21 protein-coding genes are annotated in these 26981 nt (G+C 38.9%); 15 read left to right on the top strand and 6 right to left on the bottom strand.

What is annotated here, in order from left to right; translation table 11 throughout:
• Nucleotides 1-35: 35 nt before the first annotated feature.
• The 3 genes from FTV32_RS03520 to FTV32_RS03510 all read right to left on the bottom strand — a co-directional run bounded on the left by FTV32_RS03520 (nucleotide 36) and on the right by FTV32_RS03510 (nucleotide 3503).
• The gene (locus FTV32_RS03520) at nucleotides 36-1055 is read right to left on the bottom strand and encodes a hypothetical protein (RefSeq protein ID WP_373683285.1); all 1020 of its coding nucleotides are present in this window, start codon (nucleotides 1053-1055) and stop codon (nucleotides 36-38) included.
• Entirely contained in the window at nucleotides 1048-2673 is a 1626-nt protein-coding gene (locus tag FTV32_RS03515) for an NAD+ synthase (RefSeq protein WP_180027943.1), read from the bottom strand. The genes FTV32_RS03520 and FTV32_RS03515 overlap by 8 nt, the downstream gene beginning before the upstream one ends.
• Nucleotides 2674-3014: 341 nt before the next feature.
• Nucleotides 3015-3503, bottom strand: a complete 489-nt coding sequence (locus FTV32_RS03510) for a hypothetical protein (protein ID WP_180027942.1) — start codon at nucleotides 3501-3503, stop codon at nucleotides 3015-3017.
• Nucleotides 3504-3785: 282 nt separating this feature from the next.
• Here FTV32_RS03510 and FTV32_RS03505 point away from each other — a divergent pair, with 282 nt between their 5' ends.
• Genes FTV32_RS03505 through FTV32_RS03495 form a run of 3 tightly spaced genes read left to right on the top strand, consistent with a single transcriptional unit; the run spans nucleotide 3786 to nucleotide 7193 of the window.
• Nucleotides 3786-4739, top strand: a complete 954-nt coding sequence (locus FTV32_RS03505) for a metal-dependent hydrolase (protein WP_092766832.1) — start codon at nucleotides 3786-3788, stop codon at nucleotides 4737-4739.
• A gap of 15 nt (nucleotides 4740-4754) precedes the next feature.
• Nucleotides 4755-5600 carry an SDR family NAD(P)-dependent oxidoreductase gene (locus FTV32_RS03500; protein WP_180027941.1) on the top strand — a complete coding sequence of 282 codons (846 nt, stop codon included), beginning with the start codon at nucleotides 4755-4757 and terminating at the stop codon, nucleotides 5598-5600.
• 15 nt (nucleotides 5601-5615) lie between these two features.
• Nucleotides 5616-7193 (top strand): NAD(P)/FAD-dependent oxidoreductase, encoded by a 1578-nt coding sequence (locus FTV32_RS03495; RefSeq protein WP_180027940.1) that lies wholly within the window; start codon nucleotides 5616-5618, stop codon nucleotides 7191-7193.
• A 155-nt stretch (nucleotides 7194-7348) separates the two neighbouring features.
• Here FTV32_RS03495 and gltA read toward each other — a convergent pair whose 3' ends face one another.
• Nucleotides 7349-8623, bottom strand: coding sequence for a citrate synthase (gene gltA / locus FTV32_RS03490; RefSeq protein WP_035269948.1), 1275 nt, complete (start codon nucleotides 8621-8623; stop codon nucleotides 7349-7351).
• 1041 nt (nucleotides 8624-9664) lie between these two features.
• Here gltA and sdhC point away from each other — a divergent pair.
• The 10 genes from sdhC (at nucleotide 9665) to FTV32_RS03440 (ending at nucleotide 22151) form a co-directional block, all read left to right on the top strand.
• Complete coding sequence (gene sdhC / locus FTV32_RS03485; protein ID WP_179997761.1) at nucleotides 9665-10063, top strand: succinate dehydrogenase, cytochrome b556 subunit; 399 nt, start codon at nucleotides 9665-9667, stop codon at nucleotides 10061-10063.
• Complete coding sequence (gene sdhD / locus FTV32_RS03480) at nucleotides 10063-10428, top strand: succinate dehydrogenase, hydrophobic membrane anchor protein (protein ID WP_035268511.1); 366 nt, start codon at nucleotides 10063-10065, stop codon at nucleotides 10426-10428. Before sdhC ends, sdhD begins: the two co-directional genes overlap by 1 nt.
• A gap of 12 nt (nucleotides 10429-10440) precedes the next feature.
• Entirely contained in the window at nucleotides 10441-12339 is a 1899-nt protein-coding gene (sdhA, locus tag FTV32_RS03475) for a succinate dehydrogenase flavoprotein subunit (RefSeq protein WP_035268510.1), read from the top strand.
• 14 nt (nucleotides 12340-12353) lie between these two features.
• Nucleotides 12354-13064, top strand: a complete 711-nt coding sequence (locus FTV32_RS03470; protein ID WP_035268507.1) for a succinate dehydrogenase iron-sulfur subunit — start codon at nucleotides 12354-12356, stop codon at nucleotides 13062-13064.
• Between the two features lie 738 nt (nucleotides 13065-13802).
• Nucleotides 13803-16625: a 2-oxoglutarate dehydrogenase E1 component gene (locus FTV32_RS03465; RefSeq protein ID WP_035268518.1), complete on the top strand. Its 2823-nt coding sequence runs from the start codon at nucleotides 13803-13805 to the stop codon at nucleotides 16623-16625.
• A 17-nt stretch (nucleotides 16626-16642) separates the two neighbouring features.
• Nucleotides 16643-17863 (top strand): 2-oxoglutarate dehydrogenase complex dihydrolipoyllysine-residue succinyltransferase, encoded by a 1221-nt coding sequence (odhB, locus tag FTV32_RS03460; protein ID WP_035268505.1) that lies wholly within the window; start codon nucleotides 16643-16645, stop codon nucleotides 17861-17863.
• Between the two features lie 60 nt (nucleotides 17864-17923).
• Entirely contained in the window at nucleotides 17924-19357 is a 1434-nt protein-coding gene (gene lpdA, locus FTV32_RS03455) for a dihydrolipoyl dehydrogenase (RefSeq protein WP_035268502.1), read from the top strand.
• Between the two features lie 167 nt (nucleotides 19358-19524).
• A complete protein-coding gene (gene sucC / locus FTV32_RS03450) occupies nucleotides 19525-20691 on the top strand; it encodes an ADP-forming succinate--CoA ligase subunit beta (protein WP_035268500.1) in 1167 nt (388 codons plus the stop codon).
• Nucleotides 20692-20703: 12 nt separating this feature from the next.
• Entirely contained in the window at nucleotides 20704-21594 is an 891-nt protein-coding gene (sucD, locus tag FTV32_RS03445; protein ID WP_035268498.1) for a succinate--CoA ligase subunit alpha, read from the top strand.
• Between the two features lie 77 nt (nucleotides 21595-21671).
• On the top strand, nucleotides 21672-22151 hold the full coding sequence (locus FTV32_RS03440) for a hypothetical protein (RefSeq protein WP_051586602.1): 480 nt from the start codon (nucleotides 21672-21674) through the stop codon (nucleotides 22149-22151).
• Nucleotides 22152-22155: 4 nt separating this feature from the next.
• Here FTV32_RS03440 and rsmD read toward each other — a convergent pair whose 3' ends face one another.
• Both rsmD and mrdA read right to left on the bottom strand, forming a co-directional pair.
• Nucleotides 22156-22707, bottom strand: coding sequence for a 16S rRNA (guanine(966)-N(2))-methyltransferase RsmD (rsmD, locus tag FTV32_RS03435; RefSeq protein ID WP_035268497.1), 552 nt, complete (start codon nucleotides 22705-22707; stop codon nucleotides 22156-22158).
• Nucleotides 22708-24789, bottom strand: a complete 2082-nt coding sequence (mrdA, locus tag FTV32_RS03430; RefSeq protein WP_180027939.1) for a penicillin-binding protein 2 — start codon at nucleotides 24787-24789, stop codon at nucleotides 22708-22710. It abuts the gene before it with no gap.
• Between the two features lie 236 nt (nucleotides 24790-25025).
• Here mrdA and FTV32_RS03425 point away from each other — a divergent pair, with 236 nt between their 5' ends.
• Together FTV32_RS03425 and FTV32_RS03420 are read left to right on the top strand one after the other, a co-directional pair.
• Complete coding sequence (locus FTV32_RS03425) at nucleotides 25026-25541, top strand: hypothetical protein (RefSeq protein WP_035268492.1); 516 nt, start codon at nucleotides 25026-25028, stop codon at nucleotides 25539-25541.
• Between the two features lie 64 nt (nucleotides 25542-25605).
• A complete protein-coding gene (locus tag FTV32_RS03420) occupies nucleotides 25606-26922 on the top strand; it encodes a membrane protein (protein WP_035268489.1) in 1317 nt (438 codons plus the stop codon).
• Nucleotides 26923-26981 lie beyond the last annotated feature (59 nt).

The raw sequence follows: 26981 nt of genomic DNA, 5'->3' as shown, positions 1-26981 counted from the left end.
TTTTTATAGACCATGCTCACCGCATGGTCTTTTTTTTATCTCTCAAAATGTCCTGAGATAAGGTCAAGTGTAGATTGTGCTTGATAAAAAGGCTGAATCAAACTTTGAATTAATTGTTCTAGAATGCCAAAATCATTTAACATGGTGATAAGTTGAGGTGCAAAACGATGGGCTTCGATCATTAAATCTTCTTGAGTTAGTCCAACAGCCGTAAGTAAAGCTTGTAAACTGTAATCACCAAAATATTCATAGAACTCATCAACCACTTCTAAAATGATGGACTGAATCTCAGCGGATTGGCGTAAATTTCTCCAGGTTTCATAGACCAGAATAAAAAAATCTTCGACATCAATGGCTTCAATCTGCTCAAGCTGAGCTGAAATTTTTTGAAATTGGAGATCTGACCAAATATGTTGAATGATTTCATAAAGTTCATTTTGAGGCAGCGTGATAATTTCGCCTAATTGAACCAATATTGCATTTGCAAGTTGGGATTCTAGTTTTAACTCTAATGTATGTTGCTGATCTTGGAGAAAATTAAAAATCTTTGATTTGACCGTATGATTTTGAACTTTATTTTTTCGAAGCCTATCCAGCCAAGGTGTATATTTTTCTAAAATCTGATTTGCTAATTGAAGACTTACTGCATGTGCCTTCTCATTACTTAAAATTTGTTGTTTTAAACCATAACGTACTTGATCTAATTCAAGAATTTTATTTAGCCATAGCCCAAAATCATGGTCTGAAATTAAATCTCCGATTAAAGCATTTGAATTCTTTAAATGAAGGTAAATACGTTGTGCAACAGCGCCAATAAACTCTAGTAAATCAGGTCCAAGATTTAACTCAAAAGTATATTTCGAAACAACAGCATGAAGTTGTTCAATATTTACAATATCTTTTAATTTGATTCGATTAAACTGAGCATAAGCTTGTGAAACAAACGTGTCTAATACCGCATTTGATTCAGCATTTAATAAATGTTGTTGGGTAAACCGAATTTGCTCAAGCATAAGTGCTTGAGCAAATTGATTGAGTTGTGTCGAGTTAGACACCTGCTTTCCATCCATTTACGATTGGATAGCGGCGTTCGCGGCTAAATGCACGAGAGGATATACGTGGACCAATTGCACCCTGACGGCGCTTATATTCGTTGCGATCAACCAATCCAATGACTTTAGTCACGATATCTCGATCAAAACCTTTAGAGATAATATCTTCAAGACTCTGATCTTCTTCAATATATGCATATAAAATTGCATCAAGAACATCGTAAGGTGGTAATGAGTCTTGATCTTTTTGATCAGGTCGTAATTCAGCAGAAGGTGGGCGAGTAATCACACGTTCAGGGATTACAGGCGTATCTTCCAAACTATTACGGTATTTCGCTAACTCAAATACAATCGTTTTATAAACATCTTTAAGTACAGCAAAACCACCGACCATATCACCGTACAGTGTGCAGTAACCAACAGATAATTCAGATTTGTTACCTGTAGATAAAACAAGATTACCAAATTTATTCGACAGACCCATTAATAAGGTGCCGCGTGCGCGAGCTTGTAAATTTTCCTCAGTTGCATCAGCAGGAGAATTGCCGAAGAATGGGTGTAATGTCTGCATAAAGCTGTTGACGATTGGGTGAATTTCCGCAATACCAAAAGTGACTCCCATGCGTTTTGCCTGTTCAGTCGCGTCTTCAACACTGATTTGAGAGGTATATGTGTAAGGCATCATAACCGCTTGAACTTTATCTGCTCCAATAGCATCGACAGCGATTGCGAGAGTAAGCGCTGAGTCAATACCACCAGAGAGACCAAGAATGACGCCAGGGAAACCTGAGCGTTGTACATAATCTCGTGTTGCTAAAACCAAAGCTTGGTAAATTTCTGCAATCGTATCTAATGCAGGTGCTTTGGTAGCGGCTTTAAAAGATTTAAGCTCTGCTTCATATTCAACATGAAAAAGGTCTTCTTTAAAGCTTGGTGCTTCAAGTACAACTTCACCATTTGCATTCACAACGAAACTTGTTCCGTCGAAAATGAGATCATCTTGCCCGCCTACTTGATTGACATAAACAAGATTGAGATTCAATTGTTTAGCTAACTCTTTAAGCGTAACAACACGGTGTTGAGGCTTTCCAACTTCGTATGGTGAGGCATTTAGCACAAGAACAGTTTCAACATTTAGTTTGGCAAGTTGTTGAACACTCTCTAGCGTCCAGACATCTTCGCAAATTAATACACCGAATTTATGTCCTAAATATTCAAATACAAGGTGTTGATGACCCTCAGCGAAATATCTCTTTTCATCAAAAACACTATAATTTGGTAAATTTTGCTTGTTATAAATACCTAATACTTGCCCATCTTTCATAACGGCTGCAGAGTTATAGCGTGCACCCGAATCAGCTTGATTAACAAAACCAAATACCATCACAATGTCTTTCACTTCAGCCAGTTTTTCGAAAGCTGATGCTGTACGTTTGCTTAGGCTTGGACGAAGTAGGAGATCCTCTGCAGGATAACCAATGGTCGAAAGTTCAGGAAACACAATGATATTGGCATTTTGCTGTTTGGCTTCGTTAGCGAGTCCAATCATTCGTTGAACATTGGCTTCTAAATTGCCGACAAATGGAGAGAATTGAGCAAGAGAAACTTTAAAACTATTCATTTAAACCAAGTCCTATCCTATAGGTTTATATACAGCACGTGCTGATTTTATTGGAGTAATTATTCAGCTGTGTGTATGTGATATTACATAACTGCCAAATGGCTCAAATTTACATCATTAAAACATGATAAAAGATCTTATTTCTTGCACAGCAAAAACTACGATTCATATGTATTCTATCTAAAATAAAAGTAGATACTAGCTTTTGCCATTGTTTGTACATAAAAAATTAAATCGTAATGGATTTGCGACACAGTAAATCAGATGTCAAAGCTGATATGGTGTTTCTGATTCACAAATCAATAGCTTGAATAAAAAATATTCTTTTAATTTTACAATTTTTATTGATTCAAAATAATATTCGGAATCTTTTTCAAAAATATATCTCTAGCTATATCGCCTTGTTGTTCAATGTTGTAGTCATTGAAATTTTTTTTAGGGTCAAATTTATAGGCATAAGGATTATACTTTTTGAAGGAAATAAAATACGCACTTTGCAGAAAAGCGCCTTTAAGCAAAACATTTTGTCCTTGTTGGTGTTGTAAAATATGAGTCATCTCGTGAATGAAAATTCCTTGATAGATTTTATTTTCTTTCGAATAGTCAGTTTTGAAATGTTTGTTACGAATATGCAAATAGCCCTTTGGTGCCATAAATACCGCTGAGGGTTGCCACGGTAGAAACGGATGATTCATGATTTTCACCCTGTCATAATCTATAAGATCACCAAAGACACTTTGGCTCAACGTGATTTCACCTTGGGTGAGTGATCTACATCTAAAAGCGTCAAATTTTATCCATTTTAAAATAAGTGGCATCCACAATATCATACTTATTTCTTAATCTACTTAAAGTTTATGTGACATTCAAAATATCACTATTTGGAATCATTACTTGTTAAAAATGGTGTTGACCTTTAATGATAATGAAATGGTATTTACTGATTAAAACTTAATAATTTTGTTAGACAATCTTGATGAATGAGCAATTATGCCATCTCTAAAGATTTATTATGCAAATGGCTATTTCGTCTTTTTATCTTAATTTTTTAGAAACGTCGAAGAATTCACATTATTTGAATTTATTCACTGAGATAAAAGAGAAGGTTCGCCATGTTATTAACTCAGCCACTAAAAAAAATTTCAAAATTTCTAAACGGTTCTAAATTTGATCCTGAGAATCAATCAAAAGCTATTCCAATTCGTCATATGAAATTTGATTTTGATCATCAAAAGATTGATCCAAAATTTTATTTGAATGCGGAATTAGCAAGTGCTTACTTTGCCTCACTTTCAATTTTTTTAACCTATGGTGAGGATCTCGTTATTGATACAGCACGTTATCATCGTGACTTTATTCAAGATCCATTACTCAAGCAAAGAGTGACAGCACTGATTGGGCAAGAAGCTTTACATTCTAAACTTCATGAAGAATTAAATGACGCTTTTTTAAAGGCAGATTTGCCTGTCAAATTGTTTAGATTTCTGGCGCATCACGTTTTTGAATATGGTTTTAATCGGTTGCCTCAGCCAATGAAATTATCGCTTATGGCTGGGATTGAGCATTTTACCGCAGTGCTTGCTGAATACATGATGAATCATGAGCATATTTTCTTCGAATCTCAAGATGAGAAACAACGCGCAATTTGGATGTGGCATATGCTTGAGGAATCAGAGCATAAAGATATTGCATATGATGTGTTCCAACTTCTTTCGAGTAACTATGCTTTAAGAATAGCAGGCTTTTTCCCAGCGCTTATTACGATTTTAGTGCTGATTTCTGCTGCATCCTTAATTGTGCCATTTTATCGTAAGCCATCAAATCTAATCAGTTTAAGTTACTACAAAGATATGTACCGAAGTGTAGGTTTGATTTTTGGTCTAAAAGATGGGGTTTATGGCAGTTCGATCAAACATATTTTCGAATATCTCAAACCAGACTTCCATCCGAATGATCATGATACATCAGCGTTTTTAGAGTACTACAAAGAACGTTTATTAAATCCAGTGGATGGTATTTTAACACCATACTTTACGAAGGAATTCATGCCTGCTTTAAAGGTATAAGAATAAGGATAGTTCATGCTTTTTTTTAAGAAGAAAATTAAACCGAGCCATCAGGCTTATGCTGTGGTAACGGGTGCGGGAAGTGGTATTGGACGCAGTTTTGCATTGGAAATTGCAAAACGTGGTGGTCAAGTGGTGTGTGCTGATATTAATTTAGCTGCAGCTGAAGAAACTGTTCAGCTGATTTCTCAGACCACAGGGCAAAAAGCATTTGCTGAATCCTGCGATGTGGGAAAAAAGGAAGATGTTGAGCGAGTGGCGAATCAAGCAGAAAACCTTTTTAATCATCCTGTGACACTAGTGATTAATAATGCTGGCGTGGGGTTAGGTGGTAAGTTTGATGAGATGACACTAGAAGATTGGCAATGGTGTATGCATGTCAATTTATGGGGCGTGATTCATGGTTGCCACTTTTTTGTACCGAAGTTTAAACAACAAGGTTATGGGGCAATTATTAATGTTGCTTCAGCAGCAGGATTTACAGCTGCACCTGAAATGACAGCTTATAACGTGACGAAATCTAGTGTACTTGCATTATCTGAAACGTTATCTGCAGAACTACATCAAGATAATATCCGTGTGAATGTGCTTTGCCCAACTTTAGTACCTACTAATATTATGAAGAATGGGCGATTACCTTCCAATTACTCGGGTTTAGCGGATGATTTATTGCAGAATCATGCATTTGTCACAAGCGATCAAGTTGCACAAAAAACCTTAAACAATTTAGATAAAGGCATTCTTTATACGATTCCACAACCAGACGCGAAATTATTTTGGTTGATGAAGCGTGCTTCACCGACCTTATATACCAAAATGTTAGGTGTGGGTTATCCATGGTTTAAGCGTTTTGTAAAATAATAGAGAGATAAAAGAATGACACTCGATAACGAATTAGAGAGCAATGCAGATTTAAAAATTCAAACTGCTGATCAATCTGAAAAAGCAGAAGTAAAAGTAAAGAAAAAAAATAACGCAGATAAAGAACTTAAAGTCGAACAATCACAAAAGGTGTATGACACGATTGTTGTTGGTGCAGGTATTTCCGGTATCGCTGCGGCATATAAAATGAATCAGGCAGGATATCGCGACTACATTGTGCTGGAAAAAGCGAACCGAGTTGGTGGTACATGGCGCGATAATAATTATCCAGGATGTGGATGTGATGTTCCTTCAGCCTTATATTCTTTTTCCTTTTCGCCAAGTCACAAATGGAGTCATTTGTTTGCCAAGCAGCCAGAAATCTTAAGTTATCTTGAGGAAGTGGTTGAGAAGCATCAACTGAATGAAAAAATCCAATTTAATCATGAATTAAAAGCAGCACGTTGGGATAACGAGAAGGCGCAGTGGTCGTTAGAAACTTCTCAAGGAAAGTATCTAGCAAAAACGGTAATCTTTACAACGGGACCCATTACTGAGCCATCATTTCCAAAAATTAAGGGCATAGAAAGTTTCAAGGGGGAAATGTTTCACTCTGCAAGATGGAATCATGAGTACGATCTTAAAGGTAAACGTATTGCTGTTATTGGTACAGGTGCTTCAGCGATTCAATTTATTCCTCAGGTTCAGCCATTAGCGAAAGAACTCTTTGTGTTTCAGCGTACAGCACCTTGGGTTTTGCCAAAAGCTGATATGAATTTGAATGATCAAGCGAAATCACTGATCCAGAAATTTCCCGTTATTCAATCCACTTGGCGGAGCAGTATTGCCCAAATTTTAAATGGCATTAACTTTGGTTTGCGTAATCCAAAAGTGCTGAAACCTGTGAATTTCTTAAGCAAACAATTATTGAAGTTGCAAATTCAAGATGATGAATTAAGAAAAAAAGTCACACCAAATTTTGATATTGGTTGTAAACGTCTTTTATTTGCCAACAATTATTATCCAGCATTGCAACAAGATAATGTGAAACTAATCAATGAGGGGTTGGTTGAGATTGATGGGAATACGGTTGTTGCGGCCAATGGTGAGCGTCATGAAGTAGATGTCATCATTTGGGGTACGGGTTTTGAGGTATCGCATCCGCCAATTGGTAAGCGCATTTATGATATGGATGGGAAGCTCTTAGCGGATCGCTGGAAAAATAGTTCACCAGAAGCTTATTTAGGTGCAAGTATTACCAATGTACCAAATGCATTTTTGGTGTTAGGACCAAATATTCTGGTTTATGACTCATTTATTGGTATTGCTGAAGCTCAATTAGATTATATTCTTGATGGCCTACTAAAGATCAAAAAGCAAAATATTAACAAGCTTGTGATTAAAGACGACGTTGTTAAGCGACATAATCAATTGGTTCAAAAACATCTTAAAACCAGTGTATTTAATGCAGGTGGCTGTAAGAGTTACTATTTGGATGAAAATGGTCGTAACTTTGCAGCATGGCCATGGTCTCTTGCAAAATTAAAACAGCAGTTAAGCTCATTAAACTTGGATCATTATTCACAACACTGATCAAAAAGCCTGATTTAATCAGGCTTTTTTTGTTTGTAGATATTCTATATATACGAGGTTTGTATTTCATCAGGGCTGAAAACAATATTTTGTTGTTAATCAGATAATAAAAAACCACCCAAAGGGTGGTTTTTTGACTGTCGACGTAGTTCGAATTAACGAACGATATCGCGTTGAACTTCGCCAGTGTAAAGCTGACGAGGACGTCCGATCTTGTATGGGCCGCTGTGCATTTCTAACCAGTGGCTGATCCAACCAACAGTACGTGCAAGTGCGAAGATTACAGTGAACATTTCTGTTGGGATACCAATCGCTTTAAGGATGATACCTGAATAGAAGTCAACGTTTGGATAAAGGTTACGCTTGATGAAGTATTCATCAGAAAGTGCGATACGCTCCAATTCCATTGCTAAAGCTAACTGTGGATCATTGATACCTAAAGCACCAAGAACTTCATCACAAGTTTCTTTCATTACTTTAGCACGTGGATCGAAGTTTTTATAAACACGGTGACCGAAGCCCATAAGTTTAACTTCTTTAGTCTTCACTTTTTCCATGAAGCCAGCAACGTTTTCTACAGAGCCGATTTCATCAAGCATCTTAAGAACAGCTTCGTTTGCACCACCGTGAGCAGGGCCCCAAAGTGCAGAGATACCAGCAGCGATACATGCATACGGATTAGCACCAGTAGAACCAGCTAAACGTACTGTAGACGTAGAAGCATTTTGTTCATGGTCAGCATGAAGCGTGAAGATACGATCCATTGCTTTTGCAAGAATAGGGTTAACTTTGTAATCACGATCTGCTGGAGTAGCAAACATCATGTACAAGAAGTTTTCTGCATAGCTTAAGTCATTACGTGGGTAAACGAATGGTTGACCAACAGTATACTTGTAGCTCCACGCAGCAAGGGTAGGAATTTTAGCAATCAAACGGATCGCAGTAATTTCACGGTGATCAACATTTTCGATATCAAGGTTGTTGTGATAGAACGCTGATAACGCACCAACAACACCAACCATAATCGCCATAGGGTGTGCATCACGGCGGAAACCGTTATAGAAGCGGCTAACTTGATCGTGAACCATAGTGTGGTTACGAACTTTAGCGTCAAACTCTTCTTTTTGCTCAGCTGTAGGAAGCTCACCATTTAATAATAAGTAGCAAGTTTCTAAATAATCAGCTTTAGTAGCTAGTTGGTCGATTGGATAACCACGGTGTAATAGAACACCTTTATTACCATCGATAAATGTGATTTTAGACTCGCAAGACGCTGTAGCCATAAAACCAGGATCAAAAGTGAAGTGACCTGCGGCCAATACATCTTTAACGTCGATTACATCTGGGCCCAATGTGCCGCTGTAAATTGGTAATTCAATTTCTTTGCCATCAAGCTGTAATACGGCTTTTTTGCCAGTTGCTTCAGACATTCAATAGATCTCCTGTCCTGGTGAATGTTTTATCTAACCCGAAATAATCTGTTGTAATCCGTGAGTTAGACGGTTTCAAAATTTGCTCTAAGCTTAGTGAGTAGTCAAAAATTGTCAATTATACTTATGGATAAAAATGACGACCTAAAGTGACTGGTTCTAAACTCAGTTAATCAGTAGGAATTTATCTGCTTTTCACTAGCGCCGCCGTATAATAAGACAATTTCAACGGTAGTGGCATAAAAAAAAAGACAAAAACGTGCATATTTTGATGATTTAAACCAAGTAATGCTTGATTATTAATACCTTTTATCAATATGTTAAAGGTTGTGAAAAGCGATTGTTTATAGAATTTGTCTGTTTTTTTAAGATGATAGACTGAATAAATAGACCAATAATGACAATGAAATTTTTTTTTTCACTTTATTTACTAATTGATTAAAAAGTGTCTAATTTATAATGTTTCATTACATTTTAAGTGGTGAGCTCAACATTAGAAAATGAAGTTCATTTTGTAATTAATTTATAAGTGCATATGATTTTTATCCTTTTTTACATTTGAAATTACTCAATTCAATTAGATAAAAAAACAATGACCATGTGAGCAATATTCATTTTTCTAATTAGTTTTAAAAGTACAAATTATTTGAGAATTAATTTTATTTAAGTTTTTGAAAAATAAAATAAATATTATATTTCTTAAAAAAATATATTTTTGTAGTGAGTTGTGCTTTAGTCTAATTAAGACAAATCGAACATTTGAGTTCAGTAACACTAAATTAAAATAAATTGATATAAATATTAATGGCTTAGTGTTTGTATTTAAATGGAGAGATGACTTAACTGTAAGAAAGTAGATGTAAATGATTCTTATTTAAAAATATTTTATGGTTGACGCCTGCTTCGTAGGTTTGTAATTTGAAATTGCACGTTTTATAATTCCGTGTCGTATAAAGGTTTAGACAATTTATTTGTCTAACAAATGCCAGCTTTCCTTCGAATTAATTCCAACAAACTCCGGATGGAGTTTTTAACTACAGGATGCCCGCTGTGAAAAGCAACAGACCTGTCAATTTGTCCATGGGTCAAGTTTTAGACGTAAACTTAAAATCCCCTGTGGCTATTGCATCTATTTTACACCGTCTTTCAGGTGTCATCGTATTTTTACTCGTACCAGTTCTTTTATGGATCTTAGACAAATCATTGTCTTCTCCTGAGGGCTTTGCACAAGTTCAAGCTATTTTTGATAGCTTTATCGTGCGCTTCATCGTATGGGTATTTGTCGCTGGCTTAATCTACCACTTCATCGCAGGTATCAAGCATTTGCTTGCTGATATGGGTATCGCTGAAGAGTTACAAAGTGGTCGTGTAGCAGCAACAATCGCATTAATTTTATCTGCAATTGGTATCGTTGCATCATTTGTATGGATCGTACTCTAATGAAAAGTGCTACTGGTTTAACGGGTTCAGGTTCTCGCGATTGGTTTATCCAGCGTGTAAGTGCTGTAGTTTTAGCTGTTTATACTGTTGTGGTGTTTGGTTGGATCCTTTGTAATGGTGGTTTCAACTTCGAACAGTGGTACGGCTTTATGATGACATTACCGATGAAGATTTTATCTTTATTGGCAGTCTTATCTCTTGTTGCACACGCATGGATTGGTATGTGGCAAGTATTCACTGACTATGTGACGACTCGTCAAATGGGTCCATCAGCATCAGGTTTACGCCTTGTACTGACTTCAGCAGTTATTATTGCTGTATTTGCATATGCGATCTGGGCAATCCAGATTTTTTGGGCGAATTGATAGGAAACAATCATGGGCGCTATAAACCCTAAAGAAGATTATACAAATATTCCACACGAAACTTTCGATGCTGTCATCGTTGGTGGTGGTGGTTCTGGTATGCGTGCTTCTTACCAACTTGCTCAAGCTGGTTTGAAAGTTGCGGTATTGACTAAAGTATTCCCAACGCGTTCTCACACTGTAGCTGCACAGGGTGGTATTGGTGCTTCTCTTGGTAACATGCAAGAAGATAACTGGCACTACCATTTCTATGACACAGTAAAAGGTTCTGACTGGTTAGGTGACCAAGACGCAATTGAGTTTATGACTCGTGAAGCGCCACAAGTTGTATATGAACTTGAACATCTAGGTATGCCATTTGATCGTAACGCTGACGGCACAATTTACCAACGTCCATTCGGTGGTCACTCTGCGAACTATGGTGAAAAAGCTGTTCCTCGTGCTTGTGCTGCTGCCGACCGTACAGGTCACGCACTTCTTCACACGCTTTATCAAAGCAACGTGAAAATGGGTACACAATTCTTCGTAGAATGGATCGCGCTTGATTTGATCCGTAATGAAGCAGGTGATGTACTTGGTGTTACAGCAATTGACCAAGAAACAGGTAAAATTGCAGTATTCCAAGCGAAAGCAACATTGTTCGCAACGGGTGGTGCTGGTCGTGTTTACCGCGCATCTACAAACGCATATATCAACACTGGTGACGGTCTTGGTATGGCTGCTCGTGCAGGTATTCCATTACAAGATATGGAATTCTGGCAATTCCACCCAACGGGTGTTGCAGGCGCAGGCGTATTGTTAACTGAAGGTTGTCGTGGTGAAGGTGCAATCCTTCGTAACAAAGACGGCGAACCGTTCATGGAGCGTTATGCTCCAACTTTGAAAGACTTAGCACCACGTGACTTCGTATCACGCTCTATGGACCAAGAGATCAAAGAAGGCCGTGGTTGTGGTCCTAAAGGTGATTATATCCTTCTTGATATGACGCACTTGGGTGCTGATACGATCATGAAACGTCTTCCATCTGTATTTGAGATTGGTAAGAAGTTCGCGAACGTTGACATCACAAAAGAGCCAATTCCTGTTGTGCCAACAATCCATTACCAAATGGGTGGTATTCCAACTAACATTCATGGTCAAGTTGTTGTTCCTGAATCGCGTGAAACTACTCCGCTAGAAGCACATTACGACAAAGACAGCGATACTTATTCTACCAATGCTGCGGATCGCAATTTCACTAAACCAGTGAAAGGTTTCTATGCGATTGGCGAATGTTCATGTGTGTCTGTACATGGTGCTAACCGTTTAGGTACAAACTCATTGCTTGACTTAGTTGTATTTGGTAAAGCTGCTGGCGAACATATCATTGACTATGTGACTAAGCATCACGGTGATGAATATGCGCCGCTTCCAACAACTGTGCTTCAGCAAACTGTTGAGCGTATCCGTCGCTTAGATGAGTCAACTTCTGGTGAGAATGCGCAAGAAGTTGCTGATGCAATTCGCGATATCGTTCAAGATCATGCTGGTGTATTCCGTACAACTGAACTTCTTGAAAAAGGTGTGAAAGAGATTCTTGCACTTGAGCCTCGTATCCGTAATATCCACTTAAAAGACAAATCAAAAGTATTTAATACTGCGCGTATTGAAGCACTTGAAGTGGAAAACTTATACGAAGTTGCAAAAGCAACCTTAATCTCTGCTGCTGCACGTAAAGAATGTCGTGGTGCGCATACTGTTGTAGATTTTGAAGAATCTCCAGATCATCCAGCATATCCTTACGGCCGTCGTGATGATGAGTGGATGAAGCATACTTTATGGTTCTCTGCTGATAACCGTCTTGAGTACAAGCCAGTACGTTACAAGCCTTTATCAGTTGATGCTATTCCACCTAAACCACGTACATTCTAATTGGGAGAAGTAAGATGAGTAGAGGTACTCGTACATTTAATATCTACCGCTACGATCCTGATAAGGATAAAGCACCGTACATGCAAACATTCAAGCTTGAGTTGACTGATAAGCACCGTATGTTGCTTGATGCGCTACTTGCATTGAAAGTTCAAGACGAAACTTTAACGTTCCGTCGTTCATGCCGTGAAGGTATTTGTGGTTCAGATGGTGTAAACATCAATGGTAAAAATGGTTTAGCGTGTCTTTGGAACCTAAACGATTTGCCAGAAGTAATTACTATTCGTCCATTACCAGGTCTTCCAGTAATCAAAGACTTGGTTGTAGACATGAATCAGTTCTATGATCAGTACGACAAAATTCAACCGTTCTTGATTAATAATCAACCTGCACCACCTAAAGAGCGTTTACAATCTCCAGAAGAGCGTGAGCATCTTGATGGTTTGTATGAATGTATTCTTTGTGCATGTTGTTCAACGTCTTGCCCATCATTCTGGTGGAACCCTGATAAATTCTTGGGTCCTTCAGCATTGTTGAATGCATATCGTTTCATTATTGATTCGCGTGATACTGCAACTCAAGACCGTTTGGCTCGTTTAGACGATCCTTTCAGTTTATTCCGTTGTAAAGGTATCATGAACTGTGTATCAGTATGCCCTAAAGGTCTAAATCCAACAAAAGCGATTGGTCACATTCGTAGCATGTTGTTAGATCAAGCTGGATAATGCTGTTCCAAAAAAAGCACACTTAGGTGTGCTTTTTTTTTAATCAAAACTTGATGTTAAATTTAGTTTTCGAGATATTTTGGTTGAAGTGGTTAGATTTGCCCCAATCATAAAAAAATATGCACTTTAGGGATAAATGAAAACGTTTTGCATCTGCAAATATCTTTTTAAAATGTTAAGATATCGGTTTTATGATCCAAGTTGCATGTATTTAAATCTATAATTTTAGGCTTTAGTCTAATAATTATGAATTTTAATAGAATTTATCTAAATGCACCTTATATTATCTCAATGGTTTATAGTTGTATTTAGCTAATTTATGAATGGTATGTGTCAATAAAATCAGTTTGAAGTGAAGTTCATGGTAGGATTTGAACAAAATTTTTAGCATGAATATTATTCAATCTGTACATTAAATCAACATTTTGGTGGTTTGGTGTTAAGCTGAAAGCAGGGATAATCAAATTGAAAAGTTGCTTTAGAAAAGACTAATATTTTTATTTTTTTCTAAGTCAATTTGCAAAAATTGCTCGGTAATTTTATCGAGTATAAAGATGAGTGATGATGCCAATGAGGGCGTTATGATTCGTCATTGGTATTAGAAACTCTCTAATGCTATACGCCCCATGGTCTTTTGTACCAGATGGGTGAATGTCAATTTACCGATTTGGCATTATCAATCATGGGCGAGCTTAGAAAGCTCCCTGTAATGTTTTGCAATAGGAAATGGGTCCACAAATGCAAGAAGTTGCTGACGCATTGCGTCTTGACACTGAACTTTCCGCTGACAGTGCAGCGTATATTGAAGAACTTTATGAGCAGTATTTAGTTGCTCCAGAATCAGTCGGTGCTGATTGGCAAGAATACTTTGGTAAGTTCCCAAAAGGGGATCAACCACACAGCAATGTACGTGAGCAATTCCTTTTATTGGGTCGTAACTCAAACCGTATTCAGCCTGTCGTTCAAAGTTCAGTTAGTTCTGAGCACGAGCGTCGTCAGATTGGCGTATTACAATTAATCGCTGCATACCGTAACCGCGGTCATCAAAAAGCAAAATTAGATCCATTAGGTTTGGCAAAACGAGAAGAAGTGCCTGATCTTGATCTAGCGGCTCATGGTTTAACCAAATCTGACTTAGATACTGTATTCAATACAGGTAATCTTGCAATTGGCAAAACTGAAGCAACTTTAGGTGAAATGGTCAATGCGATGGAGGCGACGTATTGCGCTTCTATTGGTGTTGAATATATGCACATTGTTGACACTAAAGAGAAACGTTGGATTCAACAACGTCTTGAAGGTGTGAAAGGTCAATTTGGTTTTTCAGCAGAACAAAAGAAACATGTTCTTGAACGTTTAACTGCAGCTGAAGGCTTAGAGAAATACTTAGGCAATAAGTATGTTGGCGCTAAGCGCTTTGGTGTGGAAGGCGGTGAATCTTTCATTCCGATGGTTGATGCTGTTATTCAACGCGCAGGTTCTGTGGGATGTAAAGAAGTTGTGATCGGTATGCCACACCGTGGTCGTCTCAACTTGCTTGTCAATATCATGGGTAAAAACCCAGCAGATCTTTTCGGTGAATTTGAAGGTAAATCACTTCACAAGAAAGGTTCTGGTGACGTTAAGTATCACCAAGGTTTCTCGTCAAACGTAATGACTCCAGGTGGCGAAGTTCATTTGGCATTGGCATTTAACCCATCACACTTAGAAATCGTAGGGCCTGTAGTTGAAGGTTCAGTACGTGCTCGTCAAGTTCGTCGTAAAGACATTGGTGGTGATGACGTATTACCCGTAATTGTACATGGTGATGCTGCATTTGCTGGTCAAGGTGTGAACCAAGAAACCTTCCAAATGTCACAAACACGTGGTTATACGGTAGGTGGTACAGTTCATATTGTTGTCAATAACCAAGTTGGTTTTACAACATCAGATCCACGTGATGCACGTTCTACTGAATACTGTACTGATATCGCGAAAATGATTCAGGCACCAATCTTCCATGTGAATGGTGATGATCCTGAAGCTGTATTGTTTGTTGCTCAACTTGCGCATGATTTCCGTCATACTTTCCGTAAAGACGTTGTTATCGATATGTTCTGTTACCGTCGTCGCGGTCACAATGAAGCAGATGAGCCAGCAGCAACTCAGCCAATGATGTATCAAGTCATTAATAAGAAAACGACGACTCGTGCATTATATGCTGACAAATTAGTACAAGAAGGTGTAATTGATCGTGCGACTGCAGATCAGATGATCGAAGATTACCGTGCTGATTTAGAAGCAGGTAAACATGTTGCGAATGCACTTGTACTTGAACCGAATAAAAAAATGTTCGTTGACTGGACGCCATACTTAGGTCACGAATACACTGACGTTTGGGATACTACTTTCCCTGAAGAGCGTTTAAAAGAACTTGGTCGCAAAATGCGTGAGCTTCCTGAAGGCTTCGTGATGCAGCGTCAAGTTTCTAAGGTGATCGATGATCGTCTTAAAATGCAAACTGGTGAAATGCCATTGAACTGGGGTGCAGCTGAGACTCTAGCTTATGCTTCGTTATTGGACGAGGGTTATCTTGTTCGTTTAACTGGTGAAGATGTTGGTCGTGGTACATTCTCGCATCGTCATGCGAAGCTTCATAACCAAGTAGACGGTTCGACGTATATTCCACTTTGCCATATTAAAGAAAATCAACCGCGTACAGCGATTTATGACTCATTATTGTCTGAAATGGCAGTATTGGCATTCGAATATGGTTATGCAACAACTCTACCTAAGAGCTTAATTATTTGGGAAGCACAATTTGGTGACTTCGCGAACTGTGCTCAAGTTGTTATTGACCAATTCATTGCTTCTGGTGAGACAAAGTGGGAGCGCGTTTGTGGTTTAACGATGCTTCTTCCACATGGTTTTGAAGGTCAAGGCCCAGAACACTCATCTGCACGTTTAGAGCGTTTCTTACAGCTATGTGCTGAAGAAAACATGCAAGTGATGACGCCTACAACTCCTGCACAGATTTTCCATGCTTTACGTCGTCAGGCGATTCGCCCAATTCGTAAACCAATGATTATCATGTCTCCAAAGTCATTATTACGTCACAAATTAGCGGTATCTAATCTTGATGAATTGGCGAACGGTACTTTCCAAACCGTGATTGATGAAGTTGATAACATTAATAAGTTGGATGTGACTCGTGTAGTGCTTTGCGGTGGTAAGGTTTATTACGATTTACTTGAAAAACGTCGTGAAAATGAATTGAACAACACTGCTATTGTTCGTGTTGAACAATTGTACCCATATCCAGAAGCACGTTTAGCGGAAGTACTTGCACAATATCCAAATATGAAAGAGCTTGTTTGGGCGCAAGAAGAACCGAAGAACCAAGGCGCATGGTTATTCATCGCACCACGTTTATACGAAGGTGTTATGAAGTCAGGTCAACAAATTCAAATCAGCTATGCAGGACGTGAAGCATCTGCTGCACCGGCTTGTGGCTCACCATATTTACATGCAAAACAACAAGCACAACTCGTTAACGAAGCGCTTGCGATCGTAGCAGAATAATCAGGAGAATCTTAAGAATGGCAACCGAAATTAAAGCACCGGTATTCCCAGAGTCAGTTGCAGACGGAACAATTGCAACTTGGCACAAACAACCAGGTGAAGCGGTATCACGTGACGAAGTGATCTGTGATATCGAAACGGATAAAGTTGTACTTGAAGTTGTTGCTCCTGCAGATGGTACGATTGCAAATATCATCAAAGGTGAAGGCGACACAGTTCTTTCTGATGAAGTAATTGCTACATTTGAAGCAGGTGCTGTTTCAGGTGCTTCTCAAACTCAAGCTGTTCAATCTGAAGAGAAAGTTGAGCAAGCTGCTGCTGCTACAGAAGCGGGTGCTGCTCCTGTTGTTGAACGTGCTCAAGCTCCTGTTCAAGACCAAGCTCCAGCTGTTCGTAAGGCATTAACTGAAACTGGTATTAATGCATCAGAAGTTTCAGGTACAGGTCGTGGTGGCCGTATCACTAAAGAAGATGTGGCGAATCACCAATCTAAACCTGCTGCTCCTGCTGCTGCACCATTAAGCGTAGCTGTAGGTGAGCGTATTGAAAAACGTGTTCCTATGACACGTCTTCGTAAGCGTGTGGCTGAGCGTTTACTTGCTGCAACGCAAGAAACAGCAATGTTAACGACGTTCAACGAAGTCAACATGAAGCCAATCATGGACATGCGCGCTCAGTACAAAGATGCTTTTGAAAAGCGTCATGGTGCTCGTTTAGGCTTTATGTCATTCTTTGTTAAAGCTGCAACTGAAGCACTTAAACGCTACCCAGCTGTAAATGCTTCAATTGATGGTGATGATATCGTTTATCACGGTTACTATGACATCGGTGTAGCGGTATCTTCTGACCGTGGTTTAGTAGTTCCAGTATTACGTGATACTGATCGCATGAACTATGCTGAAGTTGAAAATGGTATCCGTGATTACGCATTCAAAGCACGTGATGGTAAGCTGGGCATTGAAGACATGACAGGTGGTACATTCACGATCACTAATGGCGGTACTTTCGGTTCATTGCTTTCAACACCAATTTTAAATACGCCACAAACTGCAATTTTGGGTATGCATAAAATCCAAGAGCGTCCAATGGCGGTAAATGGTCAAGTTGAAATCTTACCAATGATGTATTTAGCGCTTTCTTATGACCACCGTTTAATTGATGGTAAAGAAGCAGTAGGTTTCCTTGTAACAATCAAAGAATTGTTAGAAGAACCAGCTAAACTTATCCTTGATCTTTAATTCTAAAGAATAAATCCATGGGCTTAGAGCGATCCTCTAGGCCCATTTTTGGAGAGAAGAATGTCTCAACAATTTGATTTAGTAGTAATCGGCGGTGGTCCAGGTGGTTATGAAGCTGCTATTCGTGCAGCACAACTGGGTTTCAAAGTTGCGTGTATTGAAAAGCGTATTCATAAAGGAAAACCATCATTAGGTGGTACTTGCTTGAACGTGGGTTGTATCCCATCTAAAGCACTTTTAGATTCTTCACATCGTTATGAAGATACTGTTCATCATTTAGATGATCATGGTATTACAACGGGCGAAGTGAAATTCGATCTTCAAAAATTACTTGCTCGTAAAGATAAAATCGTTAACCAACTTACAATGGGTATTGATGGCCTGTTGAAAGGTAACGGCATTGAATGGTTGCAGGGTACAGGTAAATTATTAGCTGGTAAAAAAGTTGAGTTTGTTCCACATGAAGGTGAAACTCAAATTTTAGAACCTAAATATGTCATTCTTGCCTCTGGTTCTGTTCCTGTAAATATTCCTGTTGCTCCTGTAGATCAAGATCTTATCGTCGATTCTACTGGCGCGCTTGAATTCCAAGAAGTACCTAAGCGTTTAGGTGTAATTGGTGCAGGTGTCATTGGTCTTGAACTTGGATCAGTATGGCGTCGTTTGGGTGCAGAAGTTGTTGTTTTTGAAGCAATGGATGCATTTTTACCAATGGCTGATAAAGCTTTGGCAAAAGATTACCAAAAAGTATTAACTAAGCAAGGTCTTGATATTCGTGTTGGCGCAAAAGTAGCTGGTACAGAAATCAATGGTCGTGAAGTGACAGTTAAGTACACTCAAGGTGGCGAAGACAAAACTCAGACTTTCGACAAATTGATCGTTTGCGTGGGTCGTAAAGCGTATGCAGAAGGTTTATTAGCAGAAGATTCAGGCATTAAACTTACTGAACGTGGTTTGGTTGAAGTAAATGATTGGTGTGCAACTTCTGTTGAAGGTGTATATGCAATTGGTGACTTAGTACGTGGTCCAATGCTTGCACATAAAGCAATGGAAGAAGGCGTAATGGCTGTTGAACGTATTCATGGTCACGCAGCTCAAGTGAACTATGACACGATTATTTCTGTGATTTATACACACCCTGAAGCGGCGTGGGTTGGTTTAACAGAAGAACAAGCTAAAGAAAAAGGTCACGAAGTTAAAACAGGTCAATTTGGTTTCGCAGCGAATGGTCGTGCGATGGCAGCTGGAGAAAATGCTGGTTTCGTGAAATTTGTTGCTGACGCTAAAACGGATCGTTTGCTTGGTATGCACGTGATTGGACCTGCTGCGTCCGATATCGTTCACCAAGGCATGATCGCACTTGAATTTGTATCAAGCGTTGAAGATCTTCAATTAATGACATTTGGTCACCCAACATTCTCTGAAGTAGTTCATGAGGCTGCGCTAGCAGTAGATGGGCGAGCAATTCACGCGATTCAGCGTAAACGTAAATAACACAAAAAAGAGCGGCTGAGGCCGCTCTTTTTGCATTTGGTGGTTGTTTTTGTTTGAATAATCATCTAAAAATAGAATACTAAATTTAATAAATGCCAATATTTATTGCGAAGGAAGTTTAAATATTGGTGTGTCATAAAAAGTGAAAAGTAGTAAAAGGTAAAACAATGAATTTACACGAGTATCAGGCGAAATCGCTGTTAAAAAAATATGGTATGCCAGTTCAGGAAGGCATCATCGCTACAAATGCAGAGGAAGCAGTAAAAGCATTTGAACAGCTAGGCGGCAAATTCGCTGTTATGAAAGCACAAGTACATGCCGGTGGGCGTGGAAAAGCTGGCGGCGTTAAAGTCGTTAAGTCAGCTGATGAAGCAAAAGAATATGCTTCGCAAATTATTGGTACTCGTTTAGTTACATATCAAACGGATGCAAATGGGCAACCAGTTAACAGTGTACTCGTTGCAGAAGATGTCTATCCAGTTGAGCGTGAATTGTATTTAGGCGCAGTTGTTGATCGTTCATCACGTCGTATTACTTTCATGGCTTCTACTGAAGGTGGTGTCGAAATTGAAAAAGTCGCTGAAGAAACTCCAGAAAAAATTATTAAAGTTGAAGTAGATCCATTGGTTGGCTTACTTCCTTTCCAAGCTCGTGAAGTCGCTTTTGCTTTAGAGCTGAAAGATAAACAGATTAATCAATTTGTTAAAATTATGTCTGCAGCTTATCAAGCGTTCGTAGAAAATGATTTCGCATTGTTTGAAATTAATCCATTGTCAGTCCGTGAAAATGGTGAAATTTTGTGTGTTGATGCCAAGGTCGGTATTGATTCGAATGCTTTATATCGTTTGCCAGAAGTTTCTGCTTTAAGAGATAAATCGCAAGAAAATGAGCGTGAGCTCAAGGCATCTGAGTTTGACCTTAACTATGTTGCTTTAGAAGGTAATATTGGTTGTATGGTGAATGGAGCAGGTCTTGCAATGGCAACCATGGACATCATTAAACTCTATGGTGGTCAACCAGCAAACTTCTTGGATGTAGGTGGTGGCGCAACCAAAGAGCGTGTAATTGAAGCATTCAAGATCATTTTAGCGGATCAGTCAGTACAAGGTGTGCTGATCAATATCTTCGGTGGTATTGTGCGTTGTGACATGATTGCTGAAGCAATTATTGCAGCGGTTCAAGAAGTAAATGTAACAGTGCCTGTTGTTGTTCGCTTAGAAGGGAATAATGCAGAACTAGGTGCAAAATTACTTGATGAATCTGGTCTTAAACTAATTTCTGCAAACGGCTTATCTGATGCCGCAGAAAAAATTGTTGCTGCAGTAAAAGCATAAGGAGTATCAATCATGAGCGTATTAATTAATAAAGACACTAAAGTATTGGTACAGGGCTTTACGGGTAAAAATGGTACATTCCACTCAGAACAAGCTTTGGCTTATGGTACTAAGGTTGTGGGTGGTGTGACTCCAGGTAAAGGCGGTCAAACTCATTTAAATCTACCTGTATTCAATACAATGAAAGATGCAGTGAAAGAGACTGGTGCTGATGCATCGGTCATTTACGTTCCTGCACCATTTGTATTGGATTCTATCGTTGAAGCAGTTGACTCTGGCGTTGGACTGATTGTTGTTATCACTGAAGGTGTACCAACCATTGATATGCTGAAAGCGAAACGCTATCTAGAAACCAATGGAAATGGCACTCGCTTAGTGGGTCCAAACTGTCCAGGTGTTATCACGCCGGGTGAATGTAAGATTGGTATTATGCCAGGACATATTCATCAGCCAGGACGAATCGGTATTATTTCGCGTTCAGGTACGTTGACCTATGAAGCTGTTGCACAAACTACGAAGTTAGGATTAGGTCAATCAACGTGTATTGGTATTGGTGGAGATCCAATCCCTGGTATGAATCAGATTGATGCTTTGAAACTGTTCCAAGATGATCCAGACACAGATGCAATTATTATGATTGGTGAGATTGGTGGTACAGCTGAAGAAGAAGCGGCAGAATATATCCAATCAAATGTGACCAAACCTGTTGTTGGTTATATTGCTGGTGTGACTGCACCGAAAGGTAAGCGAATGGGTCATGCTGGTGCTATTATTTCAGGTGGTAAAGGCACGGCAGAAGAAAAATTCGCTGCGTTTGAACGTGCTGGAATGGCATATACACGTAGCCCAGCTGAACTTGGTTCAACGATGCTAGAAGTACTTAAAGAAAAAGGTCTAGCTTAATGCTTTAAGTAAAAAAGCCTCCTGAGTGGAGGCTTTTTTTCATGCATAATAATAAGATATAGAAACGTAAAATTAATATGATTCAAAATTTAAAACTTTATTTACAAGCTTTGATGTTTTTTTCAATTTCTGCTGTTCACGCGAATTCCTTGGATCATGATGAAAATACGAATGATCAAAATCTCATTTTTAATTTTTTTGAAGCTCAGCAAGAACTTCACTATGAGCCTGCCATAGAAGATTTAAATAGTGAACAGACCAAGATTGCAGAATTAAATGAGAAAGAATATTCGAGATTTGATGTATTGACGCATTCAATTTTTCAATCCGAACGTATTCAATTTTTTAATTTCACGGCTTTTGATCGGAATGAATTGAAGAATAAACTTGATACAGGTCATTTTGACTTATCAAATCTGGAACAATTAAGCATTACGTTTGGATATGGTGTTGAGTATTTGCTGAAACAGAATCAAACGATAGGGTACGAGTTTTTATCCTCGTTTCCCTACGATCGAGGCAGATTGATTCGGATTTTTTGGAATCAGACATTTTAAATGTCTAATCTATTTTTCGATAAAGGCCTGATTTAACTGTTCCAGCTTTGGTTTCTTTTATGAGGTGCCATGAAGAAGGTAGATTAAGTGATGACAATGGTTGATCGGCTTCGACATAAATAAATGCATCTGCTTTGAGTTTTGGGTCAATCAATGAAGCCAACTCCTCCCAAAGATTTAAACTATAGGGAGGATCTAAAAAAACTACATCGAATTGATTGTTTGAGAGTTGCTTTAGCGCGATTTGGGCAGTGCTTTGAATCAGTTTTGCATTATTCACATTTAAAAGCGCTAAGTTTGATTTTAAAAATTTATTTTGCTCTAAATTAGGTTCGATCATCGTGACATGAGCTGCCCCTCGAGATAGCGCTTCAAAACCTAATGCACCAGATCCAGCGCAAACATCTAGCACCTGCGCTTGTTGAATATCCCACATTAACCAATTAAATAAAGTTTCGCGTACACGATCTGGTGTTGGTCTTAAACCCTCAATAGTGGCAAAAGGTAATACACGGCGTTTCCATTCACCACCAATGATGCGGAGTTGATTTTTCATTTATTGACTCGTGTTACGTTGAGTGTCAGTGTTTGCATTCGTTGCATTCGTTGCATTCGTTGCATTCGTTGCATTCGTTGCATTCGTTGCATTCGTTGCACTGTTGCTGTTACGTGATGTTTGGAGTTCACGAGGAAGTGCATTTGGATCGGCTGATAAATTACTAGATCCGCTAGGTAATTCACCAGGCTTAATGCCTGCTGTCATTAAGCCGCCGCTGACAACATGATTCATCGGCTTTATTGGCTTACGATCACGATGGAGTAACCAATAATCTAATACAGGACGTGCGAGCGCGGTTGCTCCTGAACCTCCACGACCATTTTCCCATATCACTGCAATCGCTATTTCTGGGTTGTCGGCAGGGGCGAAGCCTACAAATAAGCCGTGATCGAGTTGACGTTCAGTTAATAAAGCTTCGTTATACTTTTTACCTTGCGCAATACTCTTGACCTGAGCGGTACCTGTTTTACCCGCAATTTGATATTGCAGTCCACCACGAATCCCTTTACCTGTTCCAGATTGGATCACATCCACCATGGCATCACGCATCTTAATCCAATCTTCATCAGTACCATTGAAGGCAATTTTATAATCTGGTGCATTGTGGACTTTGAATTGCTTTGTTCCTTTGGTTTCACGTAATACATGCGGTGTAACATGGGCGCCATGATTTGCAGTAATTGCAGTTGCCATCGCAAGTTGCAAGGGGGTAGAAGTGAACGCACCTTGCCCAATACTGACTGAGATTGTTTCCCCTTTGAGCCATTTAGAATTGCGAGTACGCATTTTCCATTCTGGCGAAGGATACAATCCTGTACTTTCGCTAGGAAGGTCTACACCTGTTTTCTCACCAAATCCAAACTGACGCATCCATGTGTTCATACGATCGATCCCCATCTGGTAAGAAAGAACGTAATAGTAAGTATCACATGAGACAACAATGGACTTGTGCATATTGACTACACCATGCCCCGTTTTTTTCCAGTCGCGGAATTTGTGAGAATCTCCTGGTAAGTGGAAATAACCTGGATCTGAAATAGCAGTTGACCAATCGACAATACCGTAGTGAATACCCCCTAATGCAGCCATAGGCTTAATGGTAGAACCTGGTGGATAAGTCCCTTGAACTGCGCGGTTATACAACGGCTGATCTAAATTGTCACGCAGCGCACTATAGTCTGTATGACTGATACCAGTCACGAATAAATTTGGGTTGAAACTTGGACTCGAAACGAGTGCCAAAATTTCACCTGTACGTGGATCCATTGCAACAATTGCACCACGACGCCCCGCAAGTTGCTCAGCAGCTACTGTTTGGAGACCATAATCAAGTGATAAATAGAGGTCATTACCGCGTACAGAATCTTTACGCCCTAATTTCCGTAAGACATTACCGAAAGCATCTGTCTCAATAGACTCAAAGCCAGGTGAGCCATGCAACAGGTCTTCATAAAATTTTTCTACACCAATTTTACCGATCAGGTTTGTACCTGCGTAAGCATCTTTATCAATGCTTTTGAGTTCTTTATCGTTAATACGACCGACATACCCAATAACATGGGCAAATAATTCACCATGCGGGTAATAACGCGTCATTTGGGTTTCAATAGAAACACCAGGAAATTTAAACTTTACTTCACTAAATTTAGCGATATCTGTTTCAGTTAAGTTTAGTTTAAGCGTGACACGTTCAGTCTTTTTTGCGGTTTTCACACGACTCATGAAGCGTTCGATGTCTTCTTCGCTCAAGTCAATAATCTTTCTAAGGCGTTCTACTGTATCTTCAATATCAGGTACATCCGCTTTACTTAATGTAGCCGTAAAAACTGGATAATTGTCAGCCAGTAGAATGCCGTTACGATCAAAAATATAACCGCGGGCAGGGGAAATCGGTTGTAAACGAATTCGGTTTTTGTCCGATGCATCTTTAAACTGGTCGTAATGCACAATTTGCAAATAAGCATATCGAGACAATAGAACAATTAAAAAAAAGATTACCACGCAAATAGCAAACACCACTCGACTGCGAAAAATTCGCTTTTCTTGTTGTACATTCTTCAGTGGGAACTGCTGCTTCATAGATCTTTACTTTTTTGCGGGTAAAAGCTGACTTTATATCAAAGTATTTTAACTCAGATTAACTATAAAATTTGAAAAATTAATAAATAGTTCGTATGTTATAAAAATTAAAATTTGACCAAATAGACACTAATTTTAAAGCTTGTTGTATATAAGAACGAAAATTATTCTGTTAAAGTCGAAGCACTATGGATGAATAATAATATTGTTCTCAGTTTGAGAGAATGGAGAAAATAATGAGAAAAATCGTTTCCTTTGCTGTCATGATGTGGGTAGGGAATTTAGCATACGCAGATTTTTCATCGTTTTATCCTGAAGCAAAATTGAAACCAGAACAATTTTCTAAAATAAATGTGGGTGCTGGTGTTACACAACGGTTAGCGCATGGGAATTTAGAATACGTCACTCCATACGGTATTGGATACGGAAAGCTTGGCGCTTTCTTAAATGACGACCACGATGTGGGTGCTCAAGTCGGTTTTCGTTACCCAATAATTCTCGGAACTAAGGACTTAAATGGATTTTATTTAGGTGCATTTGCTGGTCATCTAAAATCAAAAACAGTCAATGGTGAAAAGGAATCTCAACTCGGTGGTGGTATAGATTTATCATATGTCATGCTGAATAAAGAAAGAATTAGTACATTTAGTGTAGGGATAAAAGCAGGAGAGGAAATCACGCAAGGAAACCAAGTGATTTTTGAAACTAAACCAGAACTACAGTTTGCTTACACCTTAAGTGTAGGATTTTAGAAAGCTTTATGGTTTTATACCTCAAGTTCGACTGCAATTAGATATATGAATATGAGAGTCATGAATGTTTGGATATGTGAGTGATTTGTGGCAAGCCTTCGTCAATCGACCTGATTTTTATGCAGTACTGAGTATTATCCCAGTAACCGCATTTGTGACTTGGGCTCACGTCTGGATGGCACTCAAGATGGTGTTTTATCCAATTAAGTTTTGGGGTTTTCACTTAGGTCCGCTTCCGGTGGGATGGCAAGGAATTGTTCCACGTAAGGCAGGACGTATATCGGGTATTATTACCGACAATACACTATCAAAACTTGGCTCCTTACGAGAGTTCTTAGATGCGATGGATCCCGAGGATACTGCTCGTATCATTGGTGAACAGGTTGGCTTTGAGTTAGAGCACTTAATTGATGAAGTGATGATGGATCGCAATGCGGTTCTATGGGAAAACTTACCTTACTCAATCAAGAGACGTATTTATGCGCAAGCACATAAGCAACTTCCAAATGTTTTGAAAGAGCTCGTAACCGAATTAACTTTAAATGTTGAGTCGCTCGTGGATATGCGTGCGATGGTAGTGAGTCAAATGGAAGGCGACCGTCAATTGATGGTCAATATGTTCCTAAAAGTGGGTCAAAAAGAAATTAACTTCATTTGGCATATCAGTGCATTAATCGGTATGTTCTTCGGTATCTTCCAAATGATCGTTTGGTTTGTGGTGCCTTGGCATTGGACTGTACCATTCTGGGCAGCAATTTGGGGCTTTTTAACAAATTGGATTGCAATTTGGATGGTATTTAATCCAGTTGAACCACACTATATACGTTATCCACAATTCTTTGAATTAACGAAAGATCGTAAATTCCCTTGGATAAAACCTGTCATTCCACGCATTGGTTCTTATAATATTCAAGGTGCGTTTATGAAGCGCCAAGAAGAAGTATCTGATGTATTTGCCCGTGTAGTGACTGAAGATTTGATTACATTGAAATCTATTATGATGGAAATGATGTATGGTGGAAAAAAAGACAAAACACGCCGTATTGTTAAACGTCATATCAATGAAATCATGGAAACACCATTGGTTCGTACATCATTACAGCTATCTTTAGGTCCAAAAGAGTATGCAAAACTCAAGACAGACTTGATCGATCGCTCAATTGAAATTACGATGGTGCCTGTATGCGACCCAGCTTTTAATGCGAGCCGCGCACAGAAAATCTATCAAATGTTTAAAGAACGTATCCGTGAATTAACGCCGCGCGAGTTTCAAAATCTATTACGTCCTGCATTCCAGGAAGACGAATGGATCTTAATTGTGCTAGGTGGGGTAACAGGTTTCTTCGCGGGTCTGATTCATTTATTTGTGGCTTTCTTATAAATAGATGCTGGATTGGTGCCTACCAAAGACATTAACCAAGTATCGTCGATATAGTTAAA

This window comes from Acinetobacter sp. YH16032 (assembly GCF_013417345.1).
Classification (GTDB): Bacteria; Pseudomonadota; Gammaproteobacteria; order Pseudomonadales; family Moraxellaceae; genus Acinetobacter.
The sequence above is the reverse complement of the archived record's forward strand: the minus strand, read 5'-3'. Positions and strand labels throughout refer to the sequence as shown.

Excerpts from the sequence above, each read along its gene's own strand:
- FTV32_RS03515 (WP_180027943.1), bottom strand. The coding sequence starts at position 2,673 with ATGAATAGTTTTAAAGTTTCTCTTGCTCAATTCTCTCCATTTGTCGGC.
- FTV32_RS03510 (WP_180027942.1), bottom strand. The coding sequence starts at position 3,503 with ATGATATTGTGGATGCCACTTATTTTAAAATGGATAAAATTTGACGCT.
- FTV32_RS03505 (WP_092766832.1), top strand. The coding sequence starts at position 3,786 with ATGTTATTAACTCAGCCACTAAAAAAAATTTCAAAATTTCTAAACGGT.
- FTV32_RS03500 (WP_180027941.1), top strand. The coding sequence starts at position 4,755 with ATGCTTTTTTTTAAGAAGAAAATTAAACCGAGCCATCAGGCTTATGCT.
- FTV32_RS03495 (WP_180027940.1), top strand. The coding sequence starts at position 5,616 with ATGACACTCGATAACGAATTAGAGAGCAATGCAGATTTAAAAATTCAA.
- gltA (WP_035269948.1), bottom strand. The coding sequence starts at position 8,623 with ATGTCTGAAGCAACTGGCAAAAAAGCCGTATTACAGCTTGATGGCAAA.
- sdhC (WP_179997761.1), top strand. The coding sequence starts at position 9,665 with ATGCCCGCTGTGAAAAGCAACAGACCTGTCAATTTGTCCATGGGTCAA.
- sdhD (WP_035268511.1), top strand. The coding sequence starts at position 10,063 with ATGAAAAGTGCTACTGGTTTAACGGGTTCAGGTTCTCGCGATTGGTTT.
- sdhA (WP_035268510.1), top strand. The coding sequence starts at position 10,441 with ATGGGCGCTATAAACCCTAAAGAAGATTATACAAATATTCCACACGAA.
- FTV32_RS03470 (WP_035268507.1), top strand. The coding sequence starts at position 12,354 with ATGAGTAGAGGTACTCGTACATTTAATATCTACCGCTACGATCCTGAT.
- FTV32_RS03465 (WP_035268518.1), top strand. The coding sequence starts at position 13,803 with ATGCAAGAAGTTGCTGACGCATTGCGTCTTGACACTGAACTTTCCGCT.
- odhB (WP_035268505.1), top strand. The coding sequence starts at position 16,643 with ATGGCAACCGAAATTAAAGCACCGGTATTCCCAGAGTCAGTTGCAGAC.
- lpdA (WP_035268502.1), top strand. The coding sequence starts at position 17,924 with ATGTCTCAACAATTTGATTTAGTAGTAATCGGCGGTGGTCCAGGTGGT.
- sucC (WP_035268500.1), top strand. The coding sequence starts at position 19,525 with ATGAATTTACACGAGTATCAGGCGAAATCGCTGTTAAAAAAATATGGT.
- sucD (WP_035268498.1), top strand. The coding sequence starts at position 20,704 with ATGAGCGTATTAATTAATAAAGACACTAAAGTATTGGTACAGGGCTTT.
- FTV32_RS03440 (WP_051586602.1), top strand. The coding sequence starts at position 21,672 with ATGATTCAAAATTTAAAACTTTATTTACAAGCTTTGATGTTTTTTTCA.
- rsmD (WP_035268497.1), bottom strand. The coding sequence starts at position 22,707 with ATGAAAAATCAACTCCGCATCATTGGTGGTGAATGGAAACGCCGTGTA.
- mrdA (WP_180027939.1), bottom strand. The coding sequence starts at position 24,789 with ATGAAGCAGCAGTTCCCACTGAAGAATGTACAACAAGAAAAGCGAATT.
- FTV32_RS03425 (WP_035268492.1), top strand. The coding sequence starts at position 25,026 with ATGAGAAAAATCGTTTCCTTTGCTGTCATGATGTGGGTAGGGAATTTA.
- FTV32_RS03420 (WP_035268489.1), top strand. The coding sequence starts at position 25,606 with ATGTTTGGATATGTGAGTGATTTGTGGCAAGCCTTCGTCAATCGACCT.